The sequence below is a fragment of the Pantoea deleyi genome, assembly GCF_022647325.1.
In the GTDB taxonomy this organism is placed as follows: domain Bacteria; phylum Pseudomonadota; class Gammaproteobacteria; order Enterobacterales; family Enterobacteriaceae; genus Pantoea; species Pantoea deleyi.
On sequence record NZ_CP071407.1, the window covers coordinates 155,548 to 182,345 of the forward strand.

The 26,798-nt window shown below is 56.0% G+C and carries 29 protein-coding genes and 1 pseudogene; 13 read left to right on the forward strand and 17 right to left on the reverse strand.

What is annotated here, in order from left to right:
• Positions 1-227: 227 nt before the first annotated feature.
• The 4 genes from J1C59_RS20005 to J1C59_RS20020 are packed head-to-tail and all read right to left on the reverse strand — an operon-like array spanning position 228 to position 4,819.
• On the reverse strand, positions 228-1,058 hold the full coding sequence (locus J1C59_RS20005) for an SMP-30/gluconolactonase/LRE family protein (protein ID WP_128085352.1): 831 nt from the start codon (positions 1,056-1,058) through the stop codon (positions 228-230).
• Between the two features lie 14 nt (positions 1,059-1,072).
• A complete protein-coding gene (locus tag J1C59_RS20010; RefSeq protein WP_128085353.1) occupies positions 1,073-2,173 on the reverse strand; it encodes an ABC transporter substrate-binding protein in 1,101 nt (366 codons plus the stop codon).
• Entirely contained in the window at positions 2,170-3,270 is a 1,101-nt protein-coding gene (locus tag J1C59_RS20015; protein WP_140917101.1) for an ABC transporter permease, read from the reverse strand. Before J1C59_RS20015 ends, J1C59_RS20010 begins: the two co-directional genes overlap by 4 nt.
• 22 nt (positions 3,271-3,292) lie before the next feature.
• The gene (locus J1C59_RS20020) at positions 3,293-4,819 is read right to left on the reverse strand and encodes a sugar ABC transporter ATP-binding protein (RefSeq protein ID WP_128085354.1); all 1,527 of its coding nucleotides are present in this window, start codon (positions 4,817-4,819) and stop codon (positions 3,293-3,295) included.
• A gap of 319 nt (positions 4,820-5,138) precedes the next feature.
• Here J1C59_RS20020 and J1C59_RS20025 point away from each other — a divergent pair, with 319 nt between their 5' ends.
• The 3 genes from J1C59_RS20025 (at position 5,139) to J1C59_RS20035 (ending at position 7,882) form a co-directional block, all read left to right on the forward strand.
• Complete coding sequence (locus tag J1C59_RS20025; RefSeq protein WP_128085355.1) at positions 5,139-5,951, forward strand: IclR family transcriptional regulator; 813 nt, start codon at positions 5,139-5,141, stop codon at positions 5,949-5,951.
• 621 nt (positions 5,952-6,572) lie between these two features.
• Entirely contained in the window at positions 6,573-7,064 is a 492-nt protein-coding gene (locus tag J1C59_RS20030; protein WP_128085356.1) for a hypothetical protein, read from the forward strand.
• Between the two features lie 527 nt (positions 7,065-7,591).
• Positions 7,592-7,882 (forward strand): Bor family protein, encoded by a 291-nt coding sequence (locus J1C59_RS20035; RefSeq protein ID WP_009089453.1) that lies wholly within the window; start codon positions 7,592-7,594, stop codon positions 7,880-7,882.
• A gap of 303 nt (positions 7,883-8,185) precedes the next feature.
• On the opposite strand, the gene J1C59_RS20040 is transcribed toward J1C59_RS20035, so the two are convergent.
• From J1C59_RS20040 to J1C59_RS20075, 8 genes are all read right to left on the reverse strand, one after another.
• Positions 8,186-8,713, reverse strand: a complete 528-nt coding sequence (locus tag J1C59_RS20040) for a GNAT family N-acetyltransferase (RefSeq protein WP_339329386.1) — start codon at positions 8,711-8,713, stop codon at positions 8,186-8,188.
• Between the two features lie 409 nt (positions 8,714-9,122).
• Positions 9,123-9,806, reverse strand: a complete 684-nt coding sequence (locus J1C59_RS20045; protein WP_128085357.1) for a VIT1/CCC1 transporter family protein — start codon at positions 9,804-9,806, stop codon at positions 9,123-9,125.
• 137 nt (positions 9,807-9,943) lie between these two features.
• Positions 9,944-10,564, reverse strand: coding sequence for a tetratricopeptide repeat protein (locus J1C59_RS20050; protein WP_128085358.1), 621 nt, complete (start codon positions 10,562-10,564; stop codon positions 9,944-9,946).
• Positions 10,565-11,371, reverse strand: coding sequence for an SDR family oxidoreductase (locus J1C59_RS20055; protein ID WP_111140170.1), 807 nt, complete (start codon positions 11,369-11,371; stop codon positions 10,565-10,567). It abuts the gene before it with no gap.
• On the reverse strand, positions 11,355-12,023 hold the full coding sequence (locus J1C59_RS20060; RefSeq protein ID WP_128085359.1) for an iron-containing redox enzyme family protein: 669 nt from the start codon (positions 12,021-12,023) through the stop codon (positions 11,355-11,357). Before J1C59_RS20060 ends, J1C59_RS20055 begins: the two co-directional genes overlap by 17 nt.
• The gene (locus J1C59_RS20065; protein ID WP_140917100.1) at positions 12,024-13,460 is read right to left on the reverse strand and encodes an AMP-binding protein; all 1,437 of its coding nucleotides are present in this window, start codon (positions 13,458-13,460) and stop codon (positions 12,024-12,026) included.
• Complete coding sequence (locus J1C59_RS20070) at positions 13,450-14,100, reverse strand: thermostable hemolysin (RefSeq protein WP_111140167.1); 651 nt, start codon at positions 14,098-14,100, stop codon at positions 13,450-13,452. Before J1C59_RS20070 ends, J1C59_RS20065 begins: the two co-directional genes overlap by 11 nt.
• A 10-nt stretch (positions 14,101-14,110) precedes the next feature.
• Positions 14,111-14,695: a cytochrome b/b6 domain-containing protein gene (locus J1C59_RS20075; RefSeq protein WP_128084750.1), complete on the reverse strand. Its 585-nt coding sequence runs from the start codon at positions 14,693-14,695 to the stop codon at positions 14,111-14,113.
• A 674-nt stretch (positions 14,696-15,369) separates the two neighbouring features.
• Here J1C59_RS20075 and J1C59_RS20080 point away from each other — a divergent pair.
• Together J1C59_RS20080 and J1C59_RS20085 are read left to right on the forward strand one after the other, a co-directional pair.
• The gene (locus J1C59_RS20080) at positions 15,370-16,932 is read left to right on the forward strand and encodes a methyl-accepting chemotaxis protein (protein ID WP_128084751.1); all 1,563 of its coding nucleotides are present in this window, start codon (positions 15,370-15,372) and stop codon (positions 16,930-16,932) included.
• Between the two features lie 286 nt (positions 16,933-17,218).
• Positions 17,219-17,578 carry a YkvA family protein gene (locus J1C59_RS20085; RefSeq protein WP_242281413.1) on the forward strand — a complete coding sequence of 120 codons (360 nt, stop codon included), beginning with the start codon at positions 17,219-17,221 and terminating at the stop codon, positions 17,576-17,578.
• Here the strand turns inward: J1C59_RS20085 and J1C59_RS20090 are convergent.
• Positions 17,530-17,877: a hypothetical protein gene (locus tag J1C59_RS20090; protein ID WP_128084753.1), complete on the reverse strand. Its 348-nt coding sequence runs from the start codon at positions 17,875-17,877 to the stop codon at positions 17,530-17,532. The two genes, J1C59_RS20085 and J1C59_RS20090, sit on opposite strands and share 49 nt — an antisense overlap.
• 635 nt (positions 17,878-18,512) lie before the next feature.
• Between J1C59_RS20090 and cybB the strand changes: the two genes are divergently transcribed.
• Positions 18,513-19,037: a cytochrome b561 gene (cybB, locus tag J1C59_RS20095; protein ID WP_128084754.1), complete on the forward strand. Its 525-nt coding sequence runs from the start codon at positions 18,513-18,515 to the stop codon at positions 19,035-19,037.
• A 66-nt stretch (positions 19,038-19,103) separates the two neighbouring features.
• On the forward strand, positions 19,104-19,454 hold the full coding sequence (locus J1C59_RS20100) for a DUF3147 family protein (RefSeq protein ID WP_128084755.1): 351 nt from the start codon (positions 19,104-19,106) through the stop codon (positions 19,452-19,454).
• Between the two features lie 171 nt (positions 19,455-19,625).
• Here the strand turns inward: J1C59_RS20100 and J1C59_RS20105 are convergent.
• Positions 19,626-20,115: pseudogene (locus tag J1C59_RS20105) on the reverse strand (DinB family protein).
• A gap of 61 nt (positions 20,116-20,176) precedes the next feature.
• Between J1C59_RS20105 and J1C59_RS20110 the strand changes: the two are divergent.
• The 6 genes from J1C59_RS20110 (at position 20,177) to J1C59_RS20135 (ending at position 24,256) form a co-directional block, all read left to right on the forward strand.
• The gene (locus J1C59_RS20110) at positions 20,177-20,836 is read left to right on the forward strand and encodes a DUF1345 domain-containing protein (protein ID WP_128084756.1); all 660 of its coding nucleotides are present in this window, start codon (positions 20,177-20,179) and stop codon (positions 20,834-20,836) included.
• A 225-nt stretch (positions 20,837-21,061) separates the two neighbouring features.
• Entirely contained in the window at positions 21,062-21,547 is a 486-nt protein-coding gene (locus J1C59_RS20115) for a hypothetical protein (protein ID WP_128084757.1), read from the forward strand.
• A 229-nt stretch (positions 21,548-21,776) separates the two neighbouring features.
• On the forward strand, positions 21,777-22,445 hold the full coding sequence (gene fetA / locus J1C59_RS20120) for an iron efflux ABC transporter ATP-binding subunit FetA (protein ID WP_128084758.1): 669 nt from the start codon (positions 21,777-21,779) through the stop codon (positions 22,443-22,445).
• Positions 22,432-23,211: an iron efflux ABC transporter permease subunit FetB gene (fetB, locus tag J1C59_RS20125; RefSeq protein WP_128084759.1), complete on the forward strand. Its 780-nt coding sequence runs from the start codon at positions 22,432-22,434 to the stop codon at positions 23,209-23,211. The genes fetA and fetB overlap by 14 nt, the downstream gene beginning before the upstream one ends.
• Positions 23,212-23,450: 239 nt before the next feature.
• Positions 23,451-23,762, forward strand: coding sequence for a hypothetical protein (locus J1C59_RS20130; RefSeq protein ID WP_111140155.1), 312 nt, complete (start codon positions 23,451-23,453; stop codon positions 23,760-23,762).
• Positions 23,763-23,959: 197 nt separating this feature from the next.
• Positions 23,960-24,256: a hypothetical protein gene (locus J1C59_RS20135; RefSeq protein WP_375717643.1), complete on the forward strand. Its 297-nt coding sequence runs from the start codon at positions 23,960-23,962 to the stop codon at positions 24,254-24,256.
• Positions 24,257-24,455: 199 nt separating this feature from the next.
• On the opposite strand, the gene J1C59_RS20140 is transcribed toward J1C59_RS20135, so the two are convergent.
• The 3 genes from J1C59_RS20140 to J1C59_RS20150 form a co-directional block, all read right to left on the reverse strand.
• Positions 24,456-24,686, reverse strand: a complete 231-nt coding sequence (locus tag J1C59_RS20140) for a hypothetical protein (RefSeq protein ID WP_111138365.1) — start codon at positions 24,684-24,686, stop codon at positions 24,456-24,458.
• Between the two features lie 168 nt (positions 24,687-24,854).
• Positions 24,855-25,943: an ATP-binding protein gene (locus J1C59_RS20145; RefSeq protein WP_128084760.1), complete on the reverse strand. Its 1,089-nt coding sequence runs from the start codon at positions 25,941-25,943 to the stop codon at positions 24,855-24,857.
• Positions 25,940-26,635, reverse strand: a complete 696-nt coding sequence (locus tag J1C59_RS20150; RefSeq protein ID WP_111138367.1) for a response regulator — start codon at positions 26,633-26,635, stop codon at positions 25,940-25,942. The genes J1C59_RS20145 and J1C59_RS20150 overlap by 4 nt, the downstream gene beginning before the upstream one ends.
• Positions 26,636-26,798: the final 163 nt, after the last annotated feature.

Consider the following 26,798-nt stretch of genomic DNA (forward strand, 5'->3'; position numbering starts at 1 on the left):
CGCCTGTTTCATAATGTGGAATGTCATTTCAACTAAATGCTATGGGGAAAAGCAGAGCCAGTCAAAGAAATGACCTCAGAATTATTTGTTATAAATCAGTAAGATATTTTTATGTGTGGCTTTTGTGATCTCAGGCTTTTTTGCCGGATTTTGCCCGCAGCAAAGCCGTCAGCGCCGGACGCGCTGACAGGATAGCGACGGGGTACTGCTCTGCCAGATCGGGCGCTTTAGCGCAGAATTACCCGGTAGAGCGAGGTGTTGGCTGTAATATAAAGTTCATTGTTGTCGGGTCCGCCAAGGGTGCAGTTGGAAACCGTCTCCGGGATCGGGATTTTGCTTTTACGCGCCCCGTGAGCGTCAAAAATAATCACGCCGTCGGCGCAGCTGCAGTAGATGTCGCCGTTGCTGTCCACACAGAATCCGTCCGGAAAGCCGGGTGTCACATCGGCAAAAAATTGCCCGGCGGAGAGTTCCTGTCCTTCAACCCGGTAAACGCGGAGCTGATGGCGTCCCAGCGTCGGGAAATCCACTACGGACATATCGGCCACATAGAGCAGGCTTTCATCGGGAGAGAATGCCAGCCCGTTAGGGCGTTGCAGATCGCTTGCCGCAATGGTGAGCTGCCCGCTGCCGGGGTCATAACAGTAGAGATAGCAGCCGATCACCTGGCTGGGGGCCAGGTAGCCTTCATGATCGTTGACGATGCCGTAGGGCGGGTCGGTGAACCAGATCGTGCCATCAGAACGGATCGCCAGATCGTTGGGCGAGTTAAAGCGTTTGCCCTCGACTTTATCGATCAGGACATTGACCGAGCCGTCGGCTTCGGTCCGGCTGATCGCCCGGCGGCCATGTTCGCAACTGACCACGCGTCCCTGACTGTCCCGGGCATTACCGTTGGCGTAGTTCGCGTGGTGACGCCAGATGCTGAGTTCACCGTTGCGCTGCCAGCAGTACATGCGGTTACCTTTTACATCGCTGAAGACCACCGCATCATCCTGCGGAAGCCAGACCGGGCCTTCTGCCCAGATGGCAGGGGAACACAATTTTTCAACCTGCATGCTGCTGGCCTCCCTTACTTCACGCCCCAGATGGTTTTGTAATGCGCCTGATAACCGTTAGCAGGATCGTAGTTATTCTGCGGTCCGCCATCCTGGCTGATATTTTCCTGGGTAATGAGGTGCGCGGGCGTCACATAGCCAGAGGAGGGCTGACCGGCAAAGGCGCGGTTGAACTCATCCAGCAGTTGCCAGCCGTGCAGTTTTAACGGTTCCGCCACGGTAGCGACCTGGCTTTCTCCGTTGCGAATACGCTGGAAGGCCGAGACTGAGCCATCGCCTGCCGAGACATTGTAAGGCGCGTTTTTGCCCCCTTTTCCTGCGGTTTTCAGCGCCGGTGCCATAAAGTCGAAATAGAGATCGTTAATGGCCAGCGAATACTGCCAGCGGTCGCCATACTTCTGTAACAGACTGAAGGTCAGCGACGGCATACGGTTAGCGGTATCGGCCAGCGGCGTATCGATAAAATCGATGACTTTACACTCGCTGCATTTTTCAATTTCCTGCTTCATCGCATTGGCCTTATCCAGCGCGATTTTATACAGCGAGTCGGTAAAGATAATGACCTGGGCTTTGCCGCCTGACTTCACTACAGCGTACTGTGCCGCCAGGCGGGCCACCTCGTTTGAGTCCGAGGTGATGTTATCCGTAATGCCATACTGCCTGATCGGCCCCGGCGCGGGTTCTGCATGCCAGGCCATCAGCACAATCTTTTGCTGGACCGCTTTTTTGAGCGGCATTTTAGCGACGTTAGGGTTCCAGCCGCCAATGATGATGCCGTCCGGACGCCGGGCGATTGCCTGATTCAGTGCGGAGAGCTGATCTTTCACCGATCCCGCGCCGTCCAGCGTATCCAGCTGCCAGCCCGCCACTTTGGCCGCCTCGCTCAGCCCCTGCTGAACCCCCTGCACACCGCCGTTTTTCATATCGGAGGCGATAAAAATCAACTTCTTATTCGCCTGGAGCGTGGGGCCCGTGGTGGGGCCGTCCCAGGTGGTTGCGCTGGCGGTCGCTTTCGCGACGGCCGCCGTGGCCTGTTCCAGATAGCTCTCTGCATGGGCAGACAGAGAGGCTACCATCATGGCAACGAGAGAAAGACCAGATACCGTATTTTTCATAATGAATTCCCTGGTGTGATGGTTTTTTGCTGGGGGTCTGGGGTGGTCGCTGGCGTGCTCTGACTGCGCACGACGGCTTTCTGATTCAACATGCGGCGACGCTGAGCGTAGCCGGCGAGCGTAATCGACAGCAGCAGCGTGGCACCGTTAAAGAGAGGCTCGACCCAGAAGGCGCCGCCGAACTGCTGGATGCCGGCAATACCGATTGCCAGGATCGCAATCCCGACCACCGTGCCCCAGACGTTAACCCGGCCCGGACGGATGGTGGTGCTGCCAAGGAAGGCGCCGACTAAGGCCGGTAAGAGGTAGTCCATGCCGACGCTGGCCTGACCGACGCCCTGTTCAGCCGCGATCAGCACGCCGCTGAAGCCGGTAATGACGCTGGAGGCGATAAAGGAGCCGATTACATATTTGTTAACCGCAATACCGTTGAGTCGGGCCGCCACCGGGTTGCCGCCCACGGCGTACATGCATCTGCCCAGCGGCGTATGCTCTGTAATCAGCCATAACAGCAACGCCAGGCCCAGCACATAGAAGGCACCAATCGGGATACTGGCAAGCTCCGTGCTGTGCAGCGCGCTGAAGGCGTCCGGCAGATCGCCCACGATTTGCCGGCCACCGGAGTGCCACAGCGCAATCGCATACAGCACCGTGCCGGAGCCCAGCGTGGCGACAAAACTGTCAATGTCGGCCAGTGCCACCAGGATACCGTTCAGCAGGCCGTATAGCGCTGAGAGGATCAGCACCGTCAGCACCGCCATCTGCCACGAAAAACCGTATTCCACCTGCAGCGTAATGGCCAGAATGTGCCACAGCACGATACCAAAGCCGACGTTCAGGTCGATTTTGCCCACGATCATCGGCAGGGTGGCCGCCAGCGCCAGCAGGGCAATTTTCGCCTTACTGGACAGAATCGCCTGCACGGTCAGCATCGAGGCAAAGGTCGGGGAAAGCGCCGAAAAAATTAACGCCAGCAGCACACACAACAGCAGTAACCCGTAACGAGTGAGGATCTGCATCGACCACGGCGCAAAGCCATGCTGTGCAAGGCTGACCCGTTGTTCGAGTGCGGTAGATTTCACCGAGGTTTTAGACATATCGTTTCTCCTGACGGCCTGTTCAGACGGTAGCTAAGGGAGCCGCAGAACTGGCGGAGGCCAGCTCCAGTAAACCGGCAAAGGTAACCTGTTCATTTTTCAGTTCACCGACCACCTGACCCCGGTTAAACACCAGGGCGCGGTTGCAGATGTGCGCGATTTCCTCAAGGTCATTGGAAATCACCAGCACCGCTACGCCTTCCGCCAGGGCCTTATTGAGCAGGTGATAGATTTCTTCGCGTGCGCCGACATCGACACCCGCGGTGGGATCTTCCAGAATCAGCAGTGGCGCATTGAGATGCATCCAGCGTGCCATGACCACTTTCTGCTGGTTGCCGCCGGAGAGGGCGCTGATATCCAGGTTCACATCTTTGGGACGCACATCGAACAGCTGGACCTTCCACCAGCTGGCGCCTGTCTCCGCGCGGCGGCCGTAATGAGAGAGCAGCCGCTGCCCGCTGGCGCAGGGATTGATAAACAGGTTTTCACGCACGCTCATCGACATCACCAGGCTTTCGCCGGTGCGATCGCCCGCCACAAATGAGATGCCTGCGGCCATCGCTTCGCGCGGGGTGCGCGAGTGGCAGGGTTTGTCGCGGAAGATCACCTGACCGCGGGTGGTCTGCTTCAGCCCGAACAGCATCCGGCCAATCTCTTCCTGACCGGCACCGCGCAGCCCTGCAAGCGCCAGCATCTCGCCGGGTTGCAGGCTGAAAGAGACCGGGCCGACCTCATCGATACACACCTGGTCCAGCGTCAGAACAGGCGGTCGCGATTCGGGCAGGGCAAGGCGCTGGTTGCTTTCCAGCGCTTCGCCCACAATCATTTCGACCAGATCGTGCAGCCGGTAATCTGCCGTCACGCCCTCCGCTACGCGCTTACCGTCCCGCATTACGCAGATGCGGTCTGCAATTTCAATCACCTCATCCAGGCGATGCGTCACATAAATCATGCCGACGTTGCGGCTTTTCAGGCGTTCAATCACCCCAAACAGATGACGCACATCATTAGCGGGCAGCGAGGCGGTCGGTTCATCCAGCACCAGCACTTCGGCGTTCACCGCCACGGCGCGGGCGATAGCCAGCAGCGACTTCTCCGTGCGTGACAGCTCAAAGACGCGCGCATCGGGGTCCAGCTGAATGCCGACTTCTTCCAGCGCCAGTCGTGCACGTTCACGCACCGCACGCCAGTTAACCAGACCGAAACGGCGGCTGAATCCCATCACCAGCGCCATATTTTCCGCCACGGTCATCCACTCAATCAGTCCAAGATCCTGATGAATAAAGGCGATCGGCTGCGTCGTTGCCGTTTTCAACGCGGCGGCGGATGCTGTGACGTTGCCCTGAAAGGTAATCTGACCTTCATCGCTGGTGTATACGCCAGCCAGCACCTTGATGAGCGTGGATTTGCCTGCGCCGTTTTCCCCTAACAGCGCCACCACTTCGCCTGGGTAGACATCCAGGCTCACATCATTGACCGCAGCGTTACCGCCGAAGCGCTTCGTGATGTGGCTGAGTGAAAGAACCGGTTTATCCGGATGAGGTTGCATTCCTGCCTCCCGTAACGCCTGATGTTTGTTGGCAGCAGGAGCAGAGGCTGCTCACCGCTGATTTCAACATGTGAAATAGCATTCCAAAAAATACTATTCCTGCCGCAGAGGAAAAGCAAAGAAGGCACCCGTTTATTTATTCAACAGAAACAGCAGGTTAAAATATTGTTTTGAATTTGTGATGGATGGCGCACTTCTGCGATGACGTAACAGGCGTGTCCAGCCACACTAAAAAAGCTTAAGATTCCCAGCATGCAGGTCATGGGTTAACATCACGCCTTAGCGCGTTCAGGCTGTAAGAAACGGAGAGGAGAGGTGGATGGCGGTTAAAATGGATAAAGAAAAGGATACGAAGAGCGAAAAGCCATCAGGGACACAGAGCCTATTTCGTGGTCTGCATTTAATTGAGTTGCTGAGTAATTATCCTAACGGTTGTCCGCTGGCCCAGCTTGCTGAGCTGTCCGGAATGAACAAAAGCACCGTACATCGGCTATTACAGGGATTGCATAGCAGTGGTTACGTGACTCAGGCCCCTTCGCCTGGCAGTTATCGCTTAACCACCAAGTTTATTTCGGTGGGTCAGAAGGCGCTTTCGTCACTCAATATTATTCACGTCGCGGGTCCGCATCTGGAAAAACTGAATCTGGACGTGGGCGAAACCGTAAACTTCTCCAGCCGTGAAGATGACCATGTTGTGCTGATTAATAAGCTGGAACCCACGACAGGCATGATGCGCACCCGAGCCTATATTGGTCAGCATATGCCCCTTTACTGTTCAGCCATGGGCAAAATCTTTCTGGCCTGGGGCAGCGAAGATTACCTGCTGAAGTACTGGCAGAGCCACCAGGAGACTATTCAGCCGCTCACCAGAAACACCATCACCACGCTGCCTGAGATGCAGCAGGAACTGAAAGATATTCTTGTCCAGCGCACCGCGATGGATCGTGAAGAAAATGAACTGGGCGTGACCTGTATCGCGGCGCCCGTGTTCGATATTCAGCAGCGCGTGCCCTATGCCGTTTCGGTCTCACTACCCACAGCGAAGCTGCAGCTGATTGGCGCGAAAAACCTGATGGATAAAGTAGTCGCGACCGCCCGCGCCATTTCAGAAGAGCTTGGCAGCACGGTCTGAGATCCTCTTTTAAGCAGCTACGTCACGTCGCTGCAAGCGTCCTGTCAATTGAGTTTTGGCCGGACAGGACGAGGGCAATCACTCAAAGTGCGACGCTACAAATGATGCACCGTGACGGGCGATTATTTTAATAAGCCCTCTGTGCCGTCGCGGGCTGCCGACAGGGCATAAAGAAATACATTCTGTCGCGTTCCTTCCCTGAAACAAGGCCACATCAAAATTTCTCTCTTCGATTCCTTTACTGTAGCCACAAACATTCAGGTTTATTTCTGCCATACTCGATATCCCAGGCAATGCGGCTCAGATGGAAGTACGAAAAGTTTTTTTAGACCGTGTTTTTAAAAAGGAGCTGACTTACCGGTTTACAGCCATCAAAGACTTAACATCGTCGCCAGACAGCTCAACGTGAGGCCGGGAAAATACCAAACTATGAATTACTTGCAGCGTGTTTCAATCAGTGTATTGTTTCCATCAGTTGAACCCACAGCGAATAGCGGGCAGGTTGAGATTGATTGCAACACAAGATAATCTTAGCGTCTAATGTGGTAGGAAATAACTGGCCATCAAAGTCAGGTGTTTTTGCCGATGTAAACATGGATATCCATTCACGGAGGAAGGCTCATGAGAAGTTTGGTTTTGTCTGCGTTATTTCTGACAGCCATAACTCAGGTTTCATATGGTCAGGAAAATATTGAATACAATGAAATTCAACAGAATGTTATTAATTTCCTTGAAAGAGTAGCGATTTCATCGGCAAGTTGTGATTTATTCAAGGAGCTTTTAGCTAAAAACCCTTCAAATGAAAATAATAAAAAAATAATGTTAGGTTATTGTGATAGCGATATTGATTTTTCGAAGCCAATATCATTCTCCGAAATGAGTACTCATGAATTTGAGGGGGTTAGTTATGTATGCGGAATCATTTCTGGTCGAACAAAAATAAATAAAAAATTAGGTGCCCGGTTTATCTCTGCTGAGCCATATCACTTGATATTGAATGTCAAATACTCACGCCGACCCATAATATATACAAGTGATAATGCATACCTGGCTAATGAGTATCATTTACAATTGAGGTCATTTAATGAACTTAACGAAAAATATTGCCAGTAAATGATAATTCAGGCTGATTATTACAATAAAATATCAGGTGCTTGTGTCCACGCATAGCGTATACGGTTTTCAGTATATGAAAGATATTTCCGCTTTTAGCAAACAGTGAACGGTAGTACTAACGACCGGCTTTGAGCGAACAAAAGACATTGCTCAGGTCATGCTATGTGAGTTAACAGGGAGCAGATCAGCATAAATCGCTGCTGCATAAGCTTGAATAGAGATTTGGTCGTGCGGCAGGCGAGAAGAACAGTCCGCATTCAAAAAAACTTTTCTTAATGACGTAAAAAAGTCATAGACGATTTAACTCAGCTTAGCTGAATCGCTGCGGTAAGCATTAAAAGCGCCTGCTGTATAGAGTTTTTTTATTGCTGTACTATTAAGCAAAACGTATCTGATAACCAAAACGTATCTGGCAGGCTTACTTGAAATTTTTCTCATGTTTCCGCTTTCGTTGCCGATAACCTGATTGCTGGCTTAGTGATGATTCACTCAGCATTTTTTTATTTTAGGTGATAAGGATATTTATGAACAAGCTTTGTGTTGCTGCGTTGTTAGCTCTGAGTTTAACCGGCTGTGCGCAGCAAACTTTCGTAATGAAACAGAATCAAGTTGGCGCGGCTACGAAAACCACCAGTCAGCCATTCTTTGTTTCAGGTATCGGTCAGCGTAAGAGCATTGATGCGGCTCAGGTGTGCGGCGGCCAGGAAAAAGTTAGTCGGGTTGAAGTGCAACAAACGTTTGTTAATGGCTTATTGAGCGTGGTGACGTTTGGTATCTACACACCACGTGAAGCGCGCGTTTATTGCGCTATCTGATAATGCCTTAGGCCGGTTCGCCGGCCTTATTCTGATTCTGTTATTAAATCGTATTAGAATATTGTAATTATTAAATTCTGCTGTCGCACTGCTGCGTGGCTTGCCTGCTGACGACGATATCCAAAACATGTTCAGGCAACGTCGTTCAGCTTGTTAAAAGCAGTGGTAATGTGTTGAGACATGTCAGTCCGCTTTGAGCGAGAGGCGAACCTTGACAATTTCTGCAGCAGACAGCGATTTTGCTGAAGTAGCAACTTCAAGCGGGTGGTTTACTTAATTTCACAGATCATGTGATGAAATGAGTCATTGGCACGTCAGTTTCCGAACCATAACTGTTACCAATTCACCAGCAACTACACGTTGCTCTTGCTCTACCCATCCTAAATTTTTGTATAAAGACTGCTTATCAGGAGTGTAAAGCCAAAGTTCTGTAATATCTTGCTGAGCAGCTAACTCACTAATGCGTTTAATCAGTCCAGAGCCTATCCCCTGACCTCGATGAGTTGAGCGTGTAATCACCTCTCCCAACCAGTAAATGCGCGCCGGAACATCTTTAAGCTCATAACAGATGAGGCTACCGGCAGCAGCCACTGTGTTCTGTGCATCTAAAGCCACTAAGGTGAATTGCCTACTATCGGTAGCATTACGCTCAATAAGACGGGTACGAATTTGTTGTAGTCCTGCCCAGGAAGGCAGGTGTGACCATTCATTAAACAGTAGTTCCGTTGTTGCATGGAGATAATCAGGGTGATCCATTAGATTTTTAATTCGCATTTTAACCTGATAGTGGTGCGTTTGAACTTCTTTATAGCACCAGAATGTATCCACCATCAATTAAAGGAATTTTGCTAAATCGACAGATCCTATGGCTTAAAAAAACTATTTTTTCGAGTAAGCTGAAACGTCCGCTCCTGCCACAAAGCGGACCCCCATAAAACCAGGATTTGCCATAAACGAACGGCATACCTCTATGCATCGTTAGCGTCGCAATATCACAGACTGAAGATCGCTTAAAATCCGCAGTATTTCCGTTTAAGGAATAGCGCGTAAAAGACAATAAAGGGGAGAATTGCATCCTTCAGGAGGCGGGAAGCGAGTCACTCACGCTTAGCTGGATGCGCCCTGCATCGGCCTGAGCTTATCGACGTGCAGAGACGCCCGGTATCATCTGTTGAGTGGTTGTTTCACCGCCCATTTCAGCGCTTTTCGCGCTGATTTTCTCTTGCGTTATCGCAGCGCATCAGCCCGCGAAATGCCCAAACAGCGCGCCGGTGACGCCCGATAAGGCCATGGCCAGGCTGCTCCAGAAGCTGACGCGGATAACGCTGCGCAGCACCGGCGCGCCTCCTGCCCGGGCGGCGACGGCACCCAGAATGATCAGGGCAAGCAGGGCCGCAATCACGATCCCGGCGATGCCCTGAAGCAGCAGCGCCGCCGCAAACGGAATCACCGCGCCGAGCGTAAAACTCCCCGCCGAAAAAAGCGCCGCCTGAAGGGGCCGCGCACTAGAAGTATCTGAGATGCCGAGTTCATCGCGGGTATGGGCGTCCAGCGCATCATGTTTCATCAGGGCGGTAGCGACCTCGTGGGCTAACTCCCGGCTCAGGCCGCGATGAACATAAATCGACGCAAGTTCATGGGTTTCAGCCTGATAGTTCTCTTCCAGTTCGGCCTGCTCTTCGGCGATGGCCGCGCGTTCGGTATCTGCCTGTGACGAGACGGAGACATACTCTCCGGTCGCCATCGACATAGCTCCGGCGACGACACCCGCTACCCCGGCCAGTAAAATACTGTGCGGGGAACTGTTGGCGGCGGCCACGCCCGTAAGCAGGCTGGCGGTGGACACAATGCCATCATTGGCACCCAGCACGGCGGCCCGCAGCCAGCCAGAGCGCGAAATCTTGTGCGATTCTCCGTGTATCAAAAGCCTGTTCCTTTCAGATCGGATAGGGAATGCCGCAGGGCTGGCACTGTGCGAACCTCATCCCGGCCGCTGTTTTCTGTACGGGAACGTCAGGATGAGGATCGTTACTATAGCCGACAGAGGGGCGTTGTCAGCGGTTAATCCAGTTTTTTCAGATCGCGCTGGATGTCGGCATGTCGGCCGCTGTCAGCAATTTCGCGTCCGGGACGTGGAGCGGCTTTCAGCGCCTTATCCAGATAGCGTCTGGCAAGCGCTTTATTGCCCTGTTCGAGCTGGAAATCGCCATAGAAATAGTTGGGATCGATGCCGTCCGGGTTGATCGCCAGGGCTTTCTGCAGCATCGCTTCGGCTTTTTTATTATCGCCGAAACCTACCGGCCAGCCCGGCACCTGATAGTAAAGCGCGCCGAGGCTGGTGTAGGCCGAGCCCTGCAGCGCCTGCGGATTAATCGCCATGGCCTTTTCCAGATCGGCCTTCGCCTGTTTGACCAGACTCAGCGCGCCCAGGCCGCCTTTTGCGCCCGCCCAGCTACTGTCGATGATTGCGCTCCAGATCAGCAGTTCAGGATCGCTGTCACGCCCCTGAACGCGATGGGCCTGCTGGCTGAGATCGCTCAGGCAGCTCTGTTTCTGGTTTTCCAGCGTGCGGTACTGGCACACTGACCACGCTTTCTGCAGAGAAGAGAGTGGCGTTTCCGCCGACGCGAGGCCGGGCAGGGCTGTCAGCGACAGCGTTAACAGTGCGAATAGAGGTTTCATTTATTTTATCTCCGCTGAAGCGTCCGACTGTAGAAAACGATTGATAACCGGCAGTTTTTTAAGCAGCGCCCGGTCAACCAGCGCAGGAAAGAGCGCATTGACACGCACAAAGATGCCCTCCATCACGCCAATTCTGGCCCGGCGGCGACCCTGGATCAGCGTGTCCGTAATAAACCGGGCGACCTCTTCCGGCGTGTCGCTCTGGTTACCCAGCGCGGCATTCATGGCGTTCACCGCTGCCGAATTCAGCCCGGTCCGCGTGGCGCGGGGCGCGGCGTACAACACCTTCACGCCGGTTGCCGCAAGCTCGCGGCCCAGCGATTCCGAAAAGCGATGCAGCGCTGCCTTTGAGGCGCAGTAGACGCTGTAGCCCGGATGACCCAGCTCGCCCAGAATCGATCCCACATTCACAATGGTGCCGCCGGTACTGAACTGATGAATCAGCGCGCGCGTAAGGATCAGGGGGATCTCCACATTGACGCGCAGCTGCTCACGAATATCCGCAAAACTCTGCTGTTCCAGCCGCGCAAAACGACTGGTGCCGGCGTTATTAATCAGTACGTCAAGCTGCCGCCCGCCCTCAAAACAGCTGCCGAGGGAGAGGATCTCATCGTCGCTGTAGTCAAACAGGGCAAACACGGTATGCCGATCGGGGTCCTGCATCCGGTGACGCAGGTTCTCCAGTTCGCTGTGGTTGCGGCCCACCAGCCAGACGCAGGCTCCCGCCGCGGCCAGGCGCAGAGCCAGCGCCTGACCAATCCCGCCGTTGGCACCGGTCAGCACCACATTTTTATTGCGCAGTTCCATCAGGTACCTCAGCAAGAGCACGGAGCATGTCGCCGTAAAGCGCGTAGACGACGTTAGCGGTATGGACGATATCCTGCTGGTCGCGCGCATCGGTGACTTTGTCCATCAGGCTGGCAAAGAACTTCAGATGCTCCAGATCCAGCGCACCGTGCGACCGCAGATAAGTTGTCGCCTCTTCCGGTAACTTCAGCGCGTGCTGCAGCGATTCCGCAATCGGCGTAGCGATGTTAACGCTGGTGCCTTCCAGCACATGCACCATCCCGAATATGCACAGCGGGTTAATGCGCTCAATACGGTAGTAGAGATAGGCGAGCATCAGCTCAATGGCCCGTCCGGGCGCGCCGTTGCGTACCGCTTCCGCATCGCCCCCGCAGGCACGGATGTCGTTCAGGATCCATTCGTGATGCCCATATTCCTCTTCGATATACTCAGCCAGCGCCGCCCGCAGCCACTCTTTCTCGGCGGGCAGGCGGCTGCCTGCGCTCATCAGCAGGGGAACGGTATGGCTGACGTGATAAAAGGCCTGGCTGAGAAAGGCGATATACATGTCACGCGTCACGTTACCCTGGGCGCTCTGTTCGATGACAACGCTGCTTAACATTGCGTTGCGTGCCTGTTCTGTTTGATCCTGTAATTGCTGATAAAAGGCCATTCAGATGTACTCCTCACAGTTCAGTATTTGATGCTTCATCAACGTCAAGATCGCATCGCGACGCGGGCGTCCGTTGGCGGTCAGCAGCTCAGGTGATGAAATGACCGGGGTAAAAATCAGGTGGTGCGGGCGTGCGTAATCCGGTAATGCGGCGGACAACGCCAGCAGCTGTTCACGGGCGGCGGACTCCATGCCCTCCATCGCGTGGATGAGGGCCACGTTGCGCTGCAGCCCTTCGCCGAACATAACGATGCGCCGGACGGCACCGCAGCTCATCGCCTCTGCCTCAATCCACTCCGGCGAGAAGTTGCGGCCAAAAGCGGTGATCTGCACGTTGCGCGCGCGTCCGTTAATGTGGATAAAGCCTGAGGCGTCACGCTCCGCCAGATCGCCGGTGTTAACCCGCGTGCCGAACGGCGCTTCGCCCAGATAGCCCGCGGCATTACCGGGGCTTGCCACCAGCAGGCTGCCGCTGGCGTCGAAGCTGATATCCACGCCGGGCAGAGGGCGGCCGGTGCTGCCCGCCTGGACATTGTCGGGCAGATTCAGGGTGACGACCGAACCACACTCGGAAAGACCGTAGCCTTCGTAGACCGGCAGGCCCGCCTCTCTGGCTGCGTTCAGCAGACCGACGGCCACTTTGCCGCCGCCCGCCGCCACAAACTTCAGCGCGGCAGTGACGGACGGCATCCGGCTGTGCAGGAAGCTCAGCACGCGCAGCAGTTCGGGCACCAGCACCAGGCTCTGCGGCTGCCAGCGCAGCAGCGCGCCGGCGAACACCTCATGGCTGAACTGGCTCGAACCGGTAAAGCCAACCTCGGAGGCGGCGGGGATCACCGTGGTGACGCCCAGCAGCAGCGGCACATAACCGCCGCAGATATTCTCCAGCAGCGTGCTCAGAGGCAGGACGACCAGATGACGCGCCAGCGCCAGCGGGGCCATCGCCGTTGCCAGCGCCGAGGCGGTCCACTCAATCCCGCGCTGCCGCAGACAGACGCCTTTTGGCTGGCCGGTGGTGCCGGAGGTGTAGGTAATCTTGACCGTGTCCCGGTGCAGTTCAGGCTGGTGCGTGCAGGGTAAGCGCTGCAACTGGCCAGCGGAAACGGGGACGGATTCACCCTCAGCCGGTGACGCCTCACTCAGAATGGCGTCGAGGCCCGCTGAGCCGATCACCCACGAGCGCTGCTGCGGCGAAAAGAATGCCGGAATGGGCACGCAGACAATGCCCGCCTTTAAACAGGCGAGATCGGCGATGATCCAGCGCGGTCCGTTTTCCAGCGCCAGACCGAGTCGCTGAACGCCCGCCTGCTGCAGCTCAGCAGCCAGAAGAGAAACAGCCTGTTCATATTCGCGCCACGTCCAGCTTCGCGCGGTGCTGACCAGCGCCACGGCATCGGGCTGGCTGTTAGCATGACGATCAAGGGTTTCAATGAGCATGACGAAGGTTCTCCTGCTGCACGTCCCAGGGGGCCGGGGGTAATTCACCAAAAAGATTGAGAAGCAGCGAACTGCCTGCCAGCGCTTTCTGTCCGCCAGCGAGATCGCCCGCCATGACCTGAGGCCGGTGCTGGTAGTAGCGCCCCCATGTGGCTTCTCCGCCTGCCACTCTGGCGTGGTCGGCCATCGAAATGCACACGGGTGACAGATGGAGCCTGGCGAAGATGTTGCGGATCTTCTGGGTGCCCGTGAACATGATGTACTGATAGCGATAGGCGTTAAGCAGCAGGCAGACGGCGGCATACATGACGCGGGCAGCCGCCCCATCAACCGCCGCAAAGTTGCCGGCTTCGACGATGCTGTTGCGATGGACGCTGGTGAACCCGTGTTCAGGCAGGCTCGCCTCCGCCGGTTTGTCCAGATACTGCTCAAGAAACATCGGGCCCTGGGACGCTGGCATCACGCCACAGGCGGCCAGCAGATTATCCTCTCCGTCACAGAGCATCAGAATCCACGGCATCAGAACCGTCAGTCGGGCATCAAAATGGTGTGAATAGTGGTCGCGTATAAAATCGGTGGCGATATTGACCTGTGACGCACCTGCGACCCATTTCAGCGAACATTCCGGCGTGATTCTCATTGCGTCACCTTTACTCTGCGGAGCGTAAATCAGCGGTCTGTTTTTTATTGCGCAGGAACATATGCGCAACGCCCATCAGCCCATGTGCATAAAAGTACGTTTCAATGAAGGTGGTCAGGAATTTATGCCAGTGCAGAAACAGCCCCGAATAGAGCGCCAGCGAGGGCAGCAACCTTTCTGCGGCAAACCATGCGCTGCCTGACGCCGCAACCAACAGCAGGGCGGCGACGCCCAGTCCCTGTACCGTGGCGGCGATACTGCCGCGGGAGGATTCCGGTAAAGTGAACTGCATCAGCTGACGGATATCGGCGTTGATCTGCCTGAAATCGACGAACGCCCAGCTGAAGTACCATCTGATGCCTCGCTGCCCGATCATCCAGGCCAGCAGGATCAGGCCCAGGATCAGCAGCAGTGCACCGGAGAGGGCATGCCACCAGGTCATCAGCGCCGGCCAGCCCGATTCGCTCAGAGCATCGGCGTCGATAAAGTCTGAATTGATGATCTGCAGTGCGATCAACAGCGCAATGGAAATATGAAGGCCACGAAAAAAAGGGGCGTAATCATGCGGCAGAGATCTGAGTAAAGTCTTAAGCATTTTTTTCACTCCAGGTCAGTATGGAATGAATTATCGCGGCCGGATATTAGGATTACCTTAAGCAAAACAGCCTCAGAAAATTTTTATGCCTTTTTTCTCGCCATCATCAGAAAGGATTCGCCTCTTCTTTAATGTGATAAATCAGCGGTCTGGCGTTTTTATACCAGGGCCGGGTCAGTAAACAGAGTCGGGTGGCAGTAAATCGCCGGAAGAGAGAGGTGAGGAATGCGAGGCACGGTCTGAATTAAAGGCGAATCGTGATGATAATGGCCTGATAATACGCGGCATGATTATTCCGCCGGAAAAAGGCTTTTTTCTCGGGAAAATGAAAAGGCGCATAAGTGTCAGATATTCATTGCGCAGATAAACACTCATGCCGCGAGGCTTCGCAGCCTCGCTGTAAAAGATCCCGACACCACAGCGCGCACCGTCCGTTCAGGGCAACGCTTCACAGCCGCTGCTCAGCCCGCGTCTGTCCTCTGATCACGCGTCTTTTCAGCGCATTAAGCCTGATCGTTAACGCCGGCGCTGACAAATAAAAAAGATTTATTTCATCTGCGTGTTTAATCACTCTTTTTCCCGCTTCGGCTGCCGATAACAAATTCAGGTAACAGCGAAACAGAGACAGGGATATGTCGCTGAACGCATCCTTTTTTCTTACTTCGGGGCTATCCATGAAACAGCACAAAAAAATGAAGTTAAGCGTCATGCTCAATGCCGCATTTCTGACCGTTATTCTGATGGGGGTTTTTGTGACCGCCTTTGCCGGATTTAAACTTAATACGGCCAGCGATCAGCAGAAATTAACGCGTGCGCGACTGACCGACCTTCAGACGCTCCAGACACTTAAAGATAACTTAACGCAGCAGACGGCACTTTTATTGTCCGTTTCTCCAGAGACGCAGCCGCAGGTGAAAACGCAGTTTTTTGATCTGCAGTCAAACAGCGACAATACGATTGCGCATTTTCGTACGCTGATTAACGGCGCGAAAAGCATCCCCGGAATCAACCTGGCCGAGGTGGATGAAGCCTCCGGAAATTTAAAGAAAATTGAAGATGCCGCGGGGCCGCTGAATCAGGCTGCGCAGACCCTCTTCAGCGCCGATGCGGCCGCTTTCCCGGCCAGGCTTCGCGAGGGATTGATCCCGGTGGTTGAGCAATACCGGGTTGCCGTGAATGGCATGGTGGATTATCAGGCGAGGGTAACGGGCAAGACCGCGGAAACCTCCAGTGAGGCGTTATCGGGCGTTTATATGACGCTCGCGGCCCTGACGACGCTGTTTGTGATAATGGGCTTTGTGATGAGTGCCCTGATTACGCGCCGGATCAAGTCTCAGCTGGGCGGTGAGCCTTCGCATGCGCAGCACCTGGCCGCCGCCATTGCCGCTGGCGATCTCACGACCGCCGTCACCCTGCGTAAAGGAGACAGCGCCAGCCTGATGGCGTCGCTGGATAGCATGCAGACCAATCTGCGCGATCTGGTGTCACACATCAAAGACGCGTCCGCTTCTGTCGCGATGGCCGCAGATGAGATCTCTCAGGGCAATACCGAACTCTCTTCACGCACCGAGCAGCAGGCGGCCGCGCTGCAGGAGACGGCCGCCAGTATCGAGCAGCTGACCGCGACGGTGAAGAGTAACACCGCCACGGCGCAGCAGACGGCGGAGTCAGCCCGCGAAACCGCCTCCCTGGCGCGCTCCGGTGAAAACGATATGCACCGGATGTCAGACACGATGAACGATATCTCCAACAGCGCGACAAAAGTCAGAGACATTACCTCGGTGATTGAGGGTATCGCCTTCCAGACCAACATCCTGGCGCTTAACGCGGCGGTGGAAGCCGCGCGCGCAGGCGAACAGGGGCGCGGTTTTGCAGTGGTGGCGGGTGAAGTCCGCACGCTGGCGCAGCGCAGTGCAACTGCGGCCAGAGATATCAAGAGTCTGATTGAAGAGGCGGTGGCGCAGGTTGAAAGTGGGGTGGAAGTGGCTAACGGAACCGGTAAAAGCATCCTGCAGATTAACGCGATGGTCGGCAAACTGGCGGATGCGATGGATAACATCTCGCTGGCCTCTGCTGAGCAGATGCAGGGGATTTCACAGGTCAGCATTGCGGTGAATCAGATGGATGGGGTGACGCAGAACAATGCCGCGCTGGTAGAGGAGTCCTCGACCGCATCCCAGTCGCTTTCTGCCCAGGCTCACTCTTTACGCGAAACCGTTAACGCTTTCCGTATCTGAGCCTGAACGCGCCTGCGTCGTCCTGAATCAGGCGCGTGCAGAAAAGTGCAGACATCCGGATGAGAGGTGGCGGGTTAAATTTGCTGCCGTAAGCCGGGCTTCACGTCAGCAATACGGCTGGCCTGGTTTGTTCAGAAACCGCCACCTCGTCAGCACGGCATAAAAGATGCTCAGAAAGTTTGTCGCGAACGCCAGAGCGTGGGCGCGAAACATCAAACGGGATGTGCATACGGTCTGGCTTGCCGCCCGCGAGCCCCGAAACCCCAGGTGTGTGAAGGGGCTGGCGATGCTGGTGGCGGCTTATGCCGTCTCACCTGGTGATCTGATCCCCGACTTTATCCCGGTGATCGGCCTGCCTGATGATCTGATTCCTGTGCCATTGAGGATCATGATGGTGGTGCATCTTGTTCCTGAAAAGGTGATGCGTGGACATCGGAAAACCGTCGCTCAGGTCACCAGGCATCCGATCAGTCGCATAACGGCTGGCATCCTTATACTGCTGTGGGGGCTGTGTGCCACGCTGCTGGTCAGGGCCCGGTTGTCATGCGATCCGGCCTGCACGCCCAGCCTCAGCCTGACGGCCCGTGCGGGAACGCCTTACAGTCCGACCAGCGTGATCTGCTTCTTCAGCGTCAGCGCCTTATAGAGCGCTTTCGCCAGGCTGCCCTGTTCCACCTTCGCCTGCATGCCATCTGAATCTGTCCAGAACGATTTAATCCGCAACACCGTATTGATACTGGTAACGCGCTCCATCTCCAGCACCGCCAGTACCGGATGACGCATTTCGCCACACTCATCGGTTGCGTCTGCTTCGATAACGGCGGCACGCGTGGCCTGGCTGTCATAGATCACCTGGCAACGTGCACCGTTCAGCGTAAGGTTCTCTATCACTTCATACAGGCACTCGACGGCTTCAGCACTGTAGGATGCGGGGAGCGTTAACATTACAGATCCTTCTGATGTAAATAAGTGAACAGCCAGCATAGGCGAACAAGTTATTCAGGAGAAGTTGCTGTTTTTGAATAAGAAAATTAGGTTTCTAAGGTTACGGTCACGCAGGTTATGGTTACTCTGATTATGACTGGTACTGCCAGTAAGCGAAACGCGAAAGGGCTAGCGTTGTAGGGCGCGGATTTGACTTAAGTCGGAGTGGCTGTTTATACGCAGAAATCGCGCCAGTAAGAAATGGTTTAATCCTGGCTGCGGCGGTCACCTGCGGTGGCATCGGGCCGGAAAGACGCTTAAGGTCAGATTAAGTTTAAGAATTATCGCTATTCTGTGTGACCCCGTTTTCCTGCGCGGGCACGGTTTGCGGCGCACCGGGAAGGGGGTTTAAACATCTCTCTATGCGGTGAAGCGAAGAACCGGCTGCGACAGGCTGACGGTCGATGCCCGCCCGCGTCGTGCATGACGGCCGGGCTCTGGATTGGGTCAGACCGGCAGAAAATGATGACTGACAGGGCCTGTGAGGCAATGGCGTACTGTAGTCACCGGCTGTCACAATCGCCGATAACGGCCTAATAAATATCTAATAATTTACTGGTATAGTGACGGGAAAAAATAGTGGCGGGGATTTATTAATGCTGAAGAAATACAAAGGTTCACAGATACTTTTTCACTGGCTGACGGTCCTGTTAATCATTGTGGCGTACGCCACAATCGAGCTGCGCTGGATGGCAGAGAAGGGCACCTGGCAGCGTAATGCGGTGATGATCACGCACTTTTCGGCCGGGTTCTGCGTGCTGATCCTGATGATTGCCCGCCTCTGGCTGCGCGCCAGGAGCAAGACACCGCCGATCACGCCGCCCGTTGCGCGCTGGCAGACCGGCATTTCCCATCTGGTTCACACCCTGATCTATGCACTTTTTGTGGTCCTGCCCATTCTGGGGCTGACCTCTCGCTACCTGCGGGGCAAAGAGTGGGCGCTGTTTGGGATCAACATGCCGGTTGCGACCATGCCCGATCCGGCCACGGCCAGTATGCTGATCGACTGGCACGAAACCCTCGCCCCGATGGGCTACTGGCTGATTGGTCTGCATGCGCTGGCGGCGCTGTTCCATCACTATTTCCTGCGGGATGACACGCTGCGCAGGATGATGCCTTGATCGGCTGTCACGACGACCGGGCCAGGTTCAGCCTGGCCCGGTTAATCCGCCCTGCAGAGGACAATCATGGTCTGGCTGATAGCGAAATATGCAGTGACAGCCTTTATGGTCGTGCTGATTTCAGAGGTGGCAAAGCGCAGTGACCGGCTGGGCGGGCTGATCGCGGCCCTGCCGCTGGTTACGCTGCTGGTGCTGATCTGGATGAAGCTGGAAGGGCAGTCGGCGGAAAAGATTACGGCTCATGCGTGGTACACCTTCTGGTATGTGGTGCCGACGCTGCCGATGTTCATTCTGTTTCCCTTTATCTATCCCCGTTTTGGCTTCTGGCTGACGCTGCTGTTCTCCAGCGCGGTCACGGTCATCCTGTTCGTGCTCTGGGCGCTGCTTCTGAAACGTTTTGGCGTCGTCCTGATGTAATCTTCCGTTGCCCATCGCGGTCACATCTGTGTCACCTGATTTACCCGGATAAGTCTGCGGCACAGGCCCGGGCAATTGGGCAATTAAGCCCTGGGGCGCCACTTACGGCCGCGACAGACCCGGCTCCGCGATGGCAGCGGTTACGATTACCCGCTGTGCGGGAAACGCCGCTCAGCGATGGTGATCCCGCAGAAACACCGTCAGCACATCTTTCGGCGGCACGCCCCCGCATTCACCGATTAACCAGCCGACCGCGCCACGATGATAGGTGCCGTGAAAGAGTACGTGATCCAGCATTTCACTGACGCGCATCTCGCCGTGGCCGCCGTCGACAAAGGTGAAGCTGATGACCTCGTCTGCATCGGCGGGCGTCATGGCGGCTCACCCGCTGGATATACCGCTCCGTGCAGGCGGTCATGCTGGCCTCCAGCGCCTCAGCAGTGGGTATCTCCGGCGTGTTGAGCGCCGTATAACCGTGCGGCTCGCCTGACATATTGGCTTCGAAGATTCTGTCGACCACATAGATATGGTTCATCAGTCTCAGCATCAGGTGACGCTTCCCTGCATCCGCCGTGTCATCGATCGCGGTGAGGCTTTTCAGCGTTTCCGAATCAATCCAGCGCTTGTACTTCAGAAGTGTAACAATTCTGTCCTTGTCCATGATTTTTACCTGAATTTAGCTAAAGTTGAGATCACGCTGATTAAACCGCACTGGCTGACCTATGCCGACAACATTGACCTCGACGCTCTATTCCCGCTTACGTCTGCTGCTCTCCATTTCCGCCGGCCTGGTTTGCTATTTTTTACTCTCCGATCGGCTCGGGCAGATGCAGCGTCTGCTCATCGGCTGGAACGTCTGGGCCTGGCTCTACCTCTGCATTCTCTGGATCCGCATGCTGCGGACGGATGCAGCCGGGATCCGGCGTATCGCTCAGCAGCAGGATCAGAGCGCCGCGCTGGTGCTGGGGATGGTTATCGTGGCGTGCGTGGTCAGTATGGTGGCGATTCTGAGTGAGCTTCCGGCGCTCAAGTCGCTGACCGGCACGCCGCGCCTGATGCATCTGCTGCTGACCGCACTGACGCTGATTGCCTCCTGGGCCATGCTGCCCACGGCGTTTGCGATGCACTATGCTCATCAGCACTACCTTTACCGCAGCAGCGATCTTACGCCGCTGATTTTCCCTGAGAAAAAGGCAAATCCCGGCTACTGGGATTTCCTCTACTTCTCGTTCACCATCGCGGTGGCGTCGCAGACGGCAGACGTCGCCACCGGCACGACCGCGATGCGCAGACTGGCGCTGCTGCAGTCCGTGATCTCGTTTATTTTTAACCTGGCGATTCTGGGTCTGTCGGTGAATGTGGGGGCCGGATTGCTGAATTAGCGACTCGCGCAGACAGGCCATGCCGCTTAGCCCATTCAGCCATAAACCCCATCCCCGGTCCACTGGCAGGCTATCCTCGTTCTCTTTCTGAACTGACTCCCTCACGCATCGTGATTATCACATTGTGTAATAAACTGTGATCGGCCTCTTTCACCCGCCCATCACAGCATGTAAGTTTCAGGCTCTTACGCCAGAGATTCCCCTAATCCTCAGAGGAGAAAGAGAGTGAAAGCAACGGCAATGATGACCACCAGTCTGTTAATGATGATGAGCGGTGTACACGCGGAAGGAGTGACCACGGCCGCACAGGATAATACGCTGACCGTAAGATTCGGCCAGCCGACCATCCGGCAGGTGCTGCACTACCGCAAAATGTACGACAAAAAGCCGTTTCCGGACGCTGAGATCTACTACTACGATAACGGCACTTACAAAATCATTTCGCAGGGTGAGGATCACTACGGCGTTTACGTCATGCAGGGCCACTTTGACGACCAGACCTTTACCGTGCGTTTCATCTCTCTGCCCTCGTCTGACTGGGGCAACAAAACCGCCTTTCATCAGTTAACCTTTGTCAAAGGTGATCAGCAGAACGTCTTTATTCAGAACGCGATTGTGGATACCGGCGAAGCCATTGCTCAGCAGAACGGCACCTACACGCAGGAGAAAAACAGCGTCAGTAATCCGGTTTCCACCCGCTGGAAAAAGTGATCATGAACGGGTGGCCGCCCTGAGCCACCCGGCTTACACTTGCAGCCGTGGCCTCAATGATGATCGCCGCCGGATTTGATGAAGAAGATGATTTGTCCCGACTGAATGCCTTATCTTATCCCCCGGATGGTTCATGGTGCCGCCTCTGTGCGCCGGACACACCTGATCGGCGAACCGCGGCTTCCGGCCCCCGACTTCTCCACTGTTAATTAACACCCTGAGGCGAAATATGGACAGAGGCTTGCCCCTGCTGGATGCGCAGGCGATCGCTTTTTCCGCTGGCGAGCGCCAGCTTCTGCAACCGATCTCTTTACAGTTATACCCGGCCGATAAGATCTTACTGACCGGCCCCTCCGGCAGCGGCAAAAGCACCCTGCTGAAGATCCTGGCTTCACTGATGGCGCCGACCTCCGGACAGATTTTTTTCAGCGGCAGTGACATTACCACGCTGGCGCCGGAGGCCTATCGCCAGCAGGTTTCATACTGTTTTCAGACTCCGCAGCTCTTCGGGCAGACGGTGTATGACAATCTGGCGCTGCCCTGGCAGGTTCGCCATCAGAAGCCCCCGCGCGACACGCTGGTCAGCGCGCTGGAGAGCGTCAACCTGGCCGCCACGATGCTGGACAAACCGGTTGAACAGCTCTCCGGCGGCGAGAAACAGCGCGTGGGTCTGCTGCGCAATCTGCAGTTTATGCCGCAGGTGCTGCTGCTGGATGAGGTGACCAGCGCGCTGGATGACGAGAACAGACAGGCCGTGCTTGCCCTGATCGACCGCGTTGCCACGGAGCATCAGGTCGCCGTGGTGCGCATCAGTCATGATGTTCAGGACATTGACCAGGCGGCGCAGGTGCTCCGTCTGGCACCGCAGAAAAAGGAGAATGCGCGTGAATCAGCATGATATCAGTGACACCTCGCTGTTGCTGTCACTGAGTCTGGTCATCATTGCCTTGCTGATCAGTCAGAAAGAAAAGCTCGGCATGAGCAAGGATATTATCTGGAGTGTCTGCCGGGCAATCGTACAGCTGGTGATCGTCGGCTTTGTACTGAAGTCGATTTTCGATGTGAACAACGACTGGCTCACCGTGCTGATGGTGCTGTTTATCTGCGTCAACGCCGCAATCAACGCCCGCAAACGGGGACGGGATATCGGAAACGCTTTTGGCATCGCGTTTGCGGCGATTTTCAGCGGCACGGTGATAACCCTCGCGATTCTGGTACTGAGCGGTGCGATAGCCTTCGTGCCGATGCAGGTCATTCCCATCTCCGGCATGATCGCGGGTAATGCGATGGTCGCCGTCGGGCTCTGCTTTACCAGTCTGCATCAGCGTTTCCGGGATAATCATCAGAAAATTATGGAGATGCTGAGCCTGGGCGCCCCGGTGAAACTGGCCTCGAAGCGCATTATCGCGGACACCATCCGCACCGCCATGATCCCGACCGTGGATGCGGCGAAGACGGTCGGGCTGGTCAGCCTGCCAGGGATGATGTCGGGTCTGATTTTTGCGGGTATCGATCCGCTTAAGGCCATCAAATACCAGATCATGGTGACCTTTATGCTGACAGGCACCGCCAGTCTCTCCACCATCATCGCCGTCTGGTTATCTTACCGGCGCTTTTACAACGACAGGGCGCAGCTGAAAATCACCCACCCCCTGGATCGGTAAGGTCGCGTTAGCGCGCGCCCGGAACAGCCGTGCGCATGTGTACAGAGCACCCGCCGGGGGCTGAGGAAAGCAGGGGCAGGGCCGATCCAGTAGGGCCTGTTCGGAAAGCGATCTCCGCAGTTGCCCTGCCGATCGTCAGACCGCAGGCCGGTGCCAAACGGTTGCTTGTCTGTTCCTGGCACGCTGTTACGCATTGCCTTCTATGTTAGGGTTAAACCTTCACGATGAAGGAGAGCAAGATGATAGTCAGAACATGGCACGGATGCGTTCCGGTCAGACATGCTGAAGGATTTGCCGATCACCTGCAGAAGACCGGGGTTGAACATTCAGAAGGAACGCCGGGCAATCTGGGGGCCAGCGTGCGCAGAGAAACGCAGGGCGAATGGGCGCATTTTTTTCTGGCAACCTGGTGGGAAAACATCGACGCGGTGAAAGCCTTTGCCGGTGAACAGTATCATGTGGCCGTTACCTATCCCGATGATGAGCAGTTTGAGCTGCTATCCGACCCGTATGTTTTCCAGCATCAGGTAGAGAGCATGACACCGCTGTGAGTGACCGGCAGGCGCAGATCGCGGCGGCGCTTCTGCGCCTGCGGCGGGCTAACGTCTGAAGTCCGCATCTCCGTTCAGATAAAAAAACAGGCTTCCGGACGCGGAGCCGGGCCTGAACAGCCCCTGTCTGTGCCCTGTTCAGGGGATTGCCGGGCTGATGGGTGCGGTACGTTATCCTCCTCATGCAGGAGGGGATCATGATTAAAAATACCTGTGTTATTTCGGTAATGCTGAGCCTGGCGCTTTGCTGGGCCGGTGCGGCTGAGGCTAAGCGACAGAAGCAGACCGACGATGAGGTTCGTCAGCGCATTATCGACGATGCCATCGCCGCTTATCCTGGCGTCTGCGCGTGCCCGTTCAACACTGCGCGCAACGGCAGCCGCTGTGGCGGACGTAGCGCCTGGAGCAGGCAGGGTGGATACGCACTGGTTTGTTTTAAAAAAGAGGTGTCAAAGGAAAGCGTGGAGGAATGGCGCAGGAATAATGATGCCTGAACAGTGTTGTCCGGCCATGTCTGGCAGGGATATCAGGGTCTGGACAGCAGGGAAGTCTGCATCCCCACGCTCTGCCGGAAGTGATTTTCGCTGATGAGTTGTGCAACGCCTGGCGAAACAGTGACGGACGGCGGCCGGGTAAAGCGCTGATGACCCGGACCGGGCCATCAGCGTACACATCACCGTGTCACGGGGCCGCTTATTTCTGCGCCTGCTGAGCCTGCTGGTTTTTTTCTGCTTCTTTCTGTTTCTTCTTCGCCATGTGGTGACCGACTGCGCAGCCTGCCGCAGCGCCAGCCACGCCATGATGAGCAACATGACCTGCTACGCCGCCTACGGCCGCGCCTTTCAGACAGCCTTCGGCATTAGCCTGCATATTCACAGACAAAAACAGACCGGTCGCCATCACAATCACTGATAATTTTTTCATCACTGGATATCCTGGTAGTCATAGTTGCACGTTGAACTCAGCAGAGCATAGCGATCCGGTGAGCGTTATGCTGTCCGGGATACAGGAATCACGACGTTAGTTACCTGTGGTTACGCTTTTCGCGCACAGAGAGGACGGAGGGCTGTCTTCCGGTGGCTGGCCGGTGTGTTATTCCTCGCCAGCCGCTATCACGCCAGGTCTGGTGGCGGGCAGCCAGAATGAAAATCGGGTGCCTGCCAGTGCGTTACGGCTGCAGGTGACGGACCCGCCCAGCGCCAGCACAATGGCCTTCACCACCGCCAGCCCCAGCCCGGTGCCGCCGCTCTGACGCGACCGGGAATCATCGGTACGGACGAAGGCATCCCAGACGGTAAGCGCAAACGCCGGATCGATGCCGGGGCCTTCGTCGTCGATATGCACCACAACCCCGTCTGCGTCCTGCTCGCAGGCGATCATCACGATGCCCGGCACAGCATAACGGCGGGCATTCTCCAGAAAGGCCAGCAGCACCTGCCTGAAGCGTGAGGCATCGCACTCGATCGTCGCCGGCGTGACTTTGAGCACCAATGAGTGGTGACTGGCTTTGAAATCCGCCCTGACCAGTTCAGCCAGCGACTCGATCTCACTGTGGATGTTCACACGCTCATAATGCATGTGCAGATGGCCCGACTGCGCCAGACTCAGGGTTCTCAGATCTTCAATCAGGCGCGTCAGGCCCTCAGTCTGATGGATCAGACTGACGAAGAGCTTCTGATCGGGCGCGAAGATACCGTCCGCCAGGCCCTGAAGCCGTCCGCGCAGTATCGTCACCGGCGTGCGTAGTTCATGGGCAATGGCGGCGTTCCAGGTCTGGCTGTTCTGCGACAGATTCTCCAGCGCGGCCGCCATGCGGTTGAAGTCTTTGACCAGCGCATCTATCTCGCCAATCTCTATGGCACCTTCGCTGGCGCGCGCACTCAGGTCGCCTTCCGCCACCCGTTTCGCACTATGCGTCAGGGATTCCAGTGGCACGACCATCTGACGCGCGAAGCGGGCAGAGAAGAAAACGGAGACGGCGATGGTCAGCAGCGTGGAGACCAGCATCGTAAGCCAGTCGCTGGTGGTGCCAATATCCAGATCGGGCGGCAGCAGCTCACCCGAAAACAGGCCGATGACGGTTGGCGCGAGCGTGTAGGTGGCAAAGGAGGTCACGAATGAATAGAGCGTGACCCTGATAATCAGCCAGTTCAGCTGCTGGCTGAGCCCCCGGCGTTTCATTTCCCCTCTCCCAGGCGATAGCCAAAACCGCGCACGTTCTGCAGCAGTCCGGATACCCCGGCGTCTTCGAGTTTCCTGCGTAACTTACTGATGTGGCTGTCTACCGTTCGCGGCAGGGTGTCGCCCTCTGGAAAGCAGGCTTCCAGCAGTTCATCCCGGCTGAAAACCCGCGCAGGCTCACGCACAAAATGGGCGATCAGCCGGAACTCGGTTGTGGTGAGGCGGGGAGCGATGTCGATACCTTCGGGTTTGAGGGTGACGCTGTGCTGCTGCACGTTCACTGAGAGGGATCGGCTGGACAGAACATCGTCTGAACGGGTCGCCACCTGTGTGCGGCGCAGGACGGCCTGCACCCGCGCCACCACCTCGGCGGGATTGAACGGCTTAACCACATAATCATCGGCACCAATGCGCAGCGCAGAGAGTTTATCCACGTCATCGTCGTTCGCCGTCAGCATAATGATCGGCGTGTCGCCGCGCCGACGGATCTCCGCCAGCACCTGCCAGCCATCCATCACCGGCATACGGACGTCCAGGATGATCAGCTGCGGCGCAGCGGTCGCGTAACGGCTCAGCGCCAGGGCACCGTTTTCCGCATGGCTGACGCTATAGCCGCTATTCTGCAGATAGGCGGTCAGAATGGCGGCTATCTCCGGATCATCTTCGACGATTAAAATATCGCTGTTGTTCATAAGTATCCTGTGTTCGTTTTTACCGCCCCGGCTGGTGTTGTCCGGCCAGACGGGGCGTTACGGAGGGTATCGCTATGCCGGAAGCCTGCTGTTTCCCGGTAAATCGCCGTAAACAGACGCGGCCTTATCATATCAGCTCCGGCAATCAATAAAGCAGACGGGA

Coding starts and splice junctions, on each gene's coding strand:
- J1C59_RS20070 (WP_111140167.1), bottom strand. CDS start 14,100: ATGAGAATCACGCCGGAATGTTCGCTGAAATGGGTCGCAGGTGCGTCA.
- fetA (WP_128084758.1), top strand. CDS start 21,777: ATGGACAGAGGCTTGCCCCTGCTGGATGCGCAGGCGATCGCTTTTTCC.
- J1C59_RS20065 (WP_140917100.1), bottom strand. CDS start 13,460: ATGCTCATTGAAACCCTTGATCGTCATGCTAACAGCCAGCCCGATGCC.
- J1C59_RS20085 (WP_242281413.1), top strand. CDS start 17,219: ATGCTGGTGGCGGCTTATGCCGTCTCACCTGGTGATCTGATCCCCGAC.
- cybB (WP_128084754.1), top strand. CDS start 18,513: ATGCTGAAGAAATACAAAGGTTCACAGATACTTTTTCACTGGCTGACG.
- J1C59_RS20080 (WP_128084751.1), top strand. CDS start 15,370: ATGAAACAGCACAAAAAAATGAAGTTAAGCGTCATGCTCAATGCCGCA.
- J1C59_RS20040 (WP_339329386.1), bottom strand. CDS start 8,713: ATGGTGGATACATTCTGGTGCTATAAAGAAGTTCAAACGCACCACTAT.
- J1C59_RS20030 (WP_128085356.1), top strand. CDS start 6,573: ATGAGAAGTTTGGTTTTGTCTGCGTTATTTCTGACAGCCATAACTCAG.
- J1C59_RS20060 (WP_128085359.1), bottom strand. CDS start 12,023: ATGGCCTTTTATCAGCAATTACAGGATCAAACAGAACAGGCACGCAAC.
- J1C59_RS20015 (WP_140917101.1), bottom strand. CDS start 3,270: ATGTCTAAAACCTCGGTGAAATCTACCGCACTCGAACAACGGGTCAGC.
- J1C59_RS20145 (WP_128084760.1), bottom strand. CDS start 25,943: ATGAAACGCCGGGGGCTCAGCCAGCAGCTGAACTGGCTGATTATCAGG.
- J1C59_RS20150 (WP_111138367.1), bottom strand. CDS start 26,635: ATGAACAACAGCGATATTTTAATCGTCGAAGATGATCCGGAGATAGCC.
- J1C59_RS20005 (WP_128085352.1), bottom strand. CDS start 1,058: ATGCAGGTTGAAAAATTGTGTTCCCCTGCCATCTGGGCAGAAGGCCCG.
- J1C59_RS20140 (WP_111138365.1), bottom strand. CDS start 24,686: ATGAAAAAATTATCAGTGATTGTGATGGCGACCGGTCTGTTTTTGTCT.
- J1C59_RS20050 (WP_128085358.1), bottom strand. CDS start 10,564: ATGAAACCTCTATTCGCACTGTTAACGCTGTCGCTGACAGCCCTGCCC.
- J1C59_RS20135 (WP_375717643.1), top strand. CDS start 23,960: ATGATTAAAAATACCTGTGTTATTTCGGTAATGCTGAGCCTGGCGCTT.
- J1C59_RS20010 (WP_128085353.1), bottom strand. CDS start 2,173: ATGAAAAATACGGTATCTGGTCTTTCTCTCGTTGCCATGATGGTAGCC.
- J1C59_RS20020 (WP_128085354.1), bottom strand. CDS start 4,819: ATGCAACCTCATCCGGATAAACCGGTTCTTTCACTCAGCCACATCACG.
- J1C59_RS20075 (WP_128084750.1), bottom strand. CDS start 14,695: ATGCTTAAGACTTTACTCAGATCTCTGCCGCATGATTACGCCCCTTTT.
- J1C59_RS20090 (WP_128084753.1), bottom strand. CDS start 17,877: ATGTTAACGCTCCCCGCATCCTACAGTGCTGAAGCCGTCGAGTGCCTG.
- J1C59_RS20035 (WP_009089453.1), top strand. CDS start 7,592: ATGAACAAGCTTTGTGTTGCTGCGTTGTTAGCTCTGAGTTTAACCGGC.
- J1C59_RS20110 (WP_128084756.1), top strand. CDS start 20,177: ATGCCGACAACATTGACCTCGACGCTCTATTCCCGCTTACGTCTGCTG.
- J1C59_RS20025 (WP_128085355.1), top strand. CDS start 5,139: ATGGCGGTTAAAATGGATAAAGAAAAGGATACGAAGAGCGAAAAGCCA.
- J1C59_RS20130 (WP_111140155.1), top strand. CDS start 23,451: ATGATAGTCAGAACATGGCACGGATGCGTTCCGGTCAGACATGCTGAA.
- J1C59_RS20100 (WP_128084755.1), top strand. CDS start 19,104: ATGGTCTGGCTGATAGCGAAATATGCAGTGACAGCCTTTATGGTCGTG.
- J1C59_RS20055 (WP_111140170.1), bottom strand. CDS start 11,371: ATGGAACTGCGCAATAAAAATGTGGTGCTGACCGGTGCCAACGGCGGG.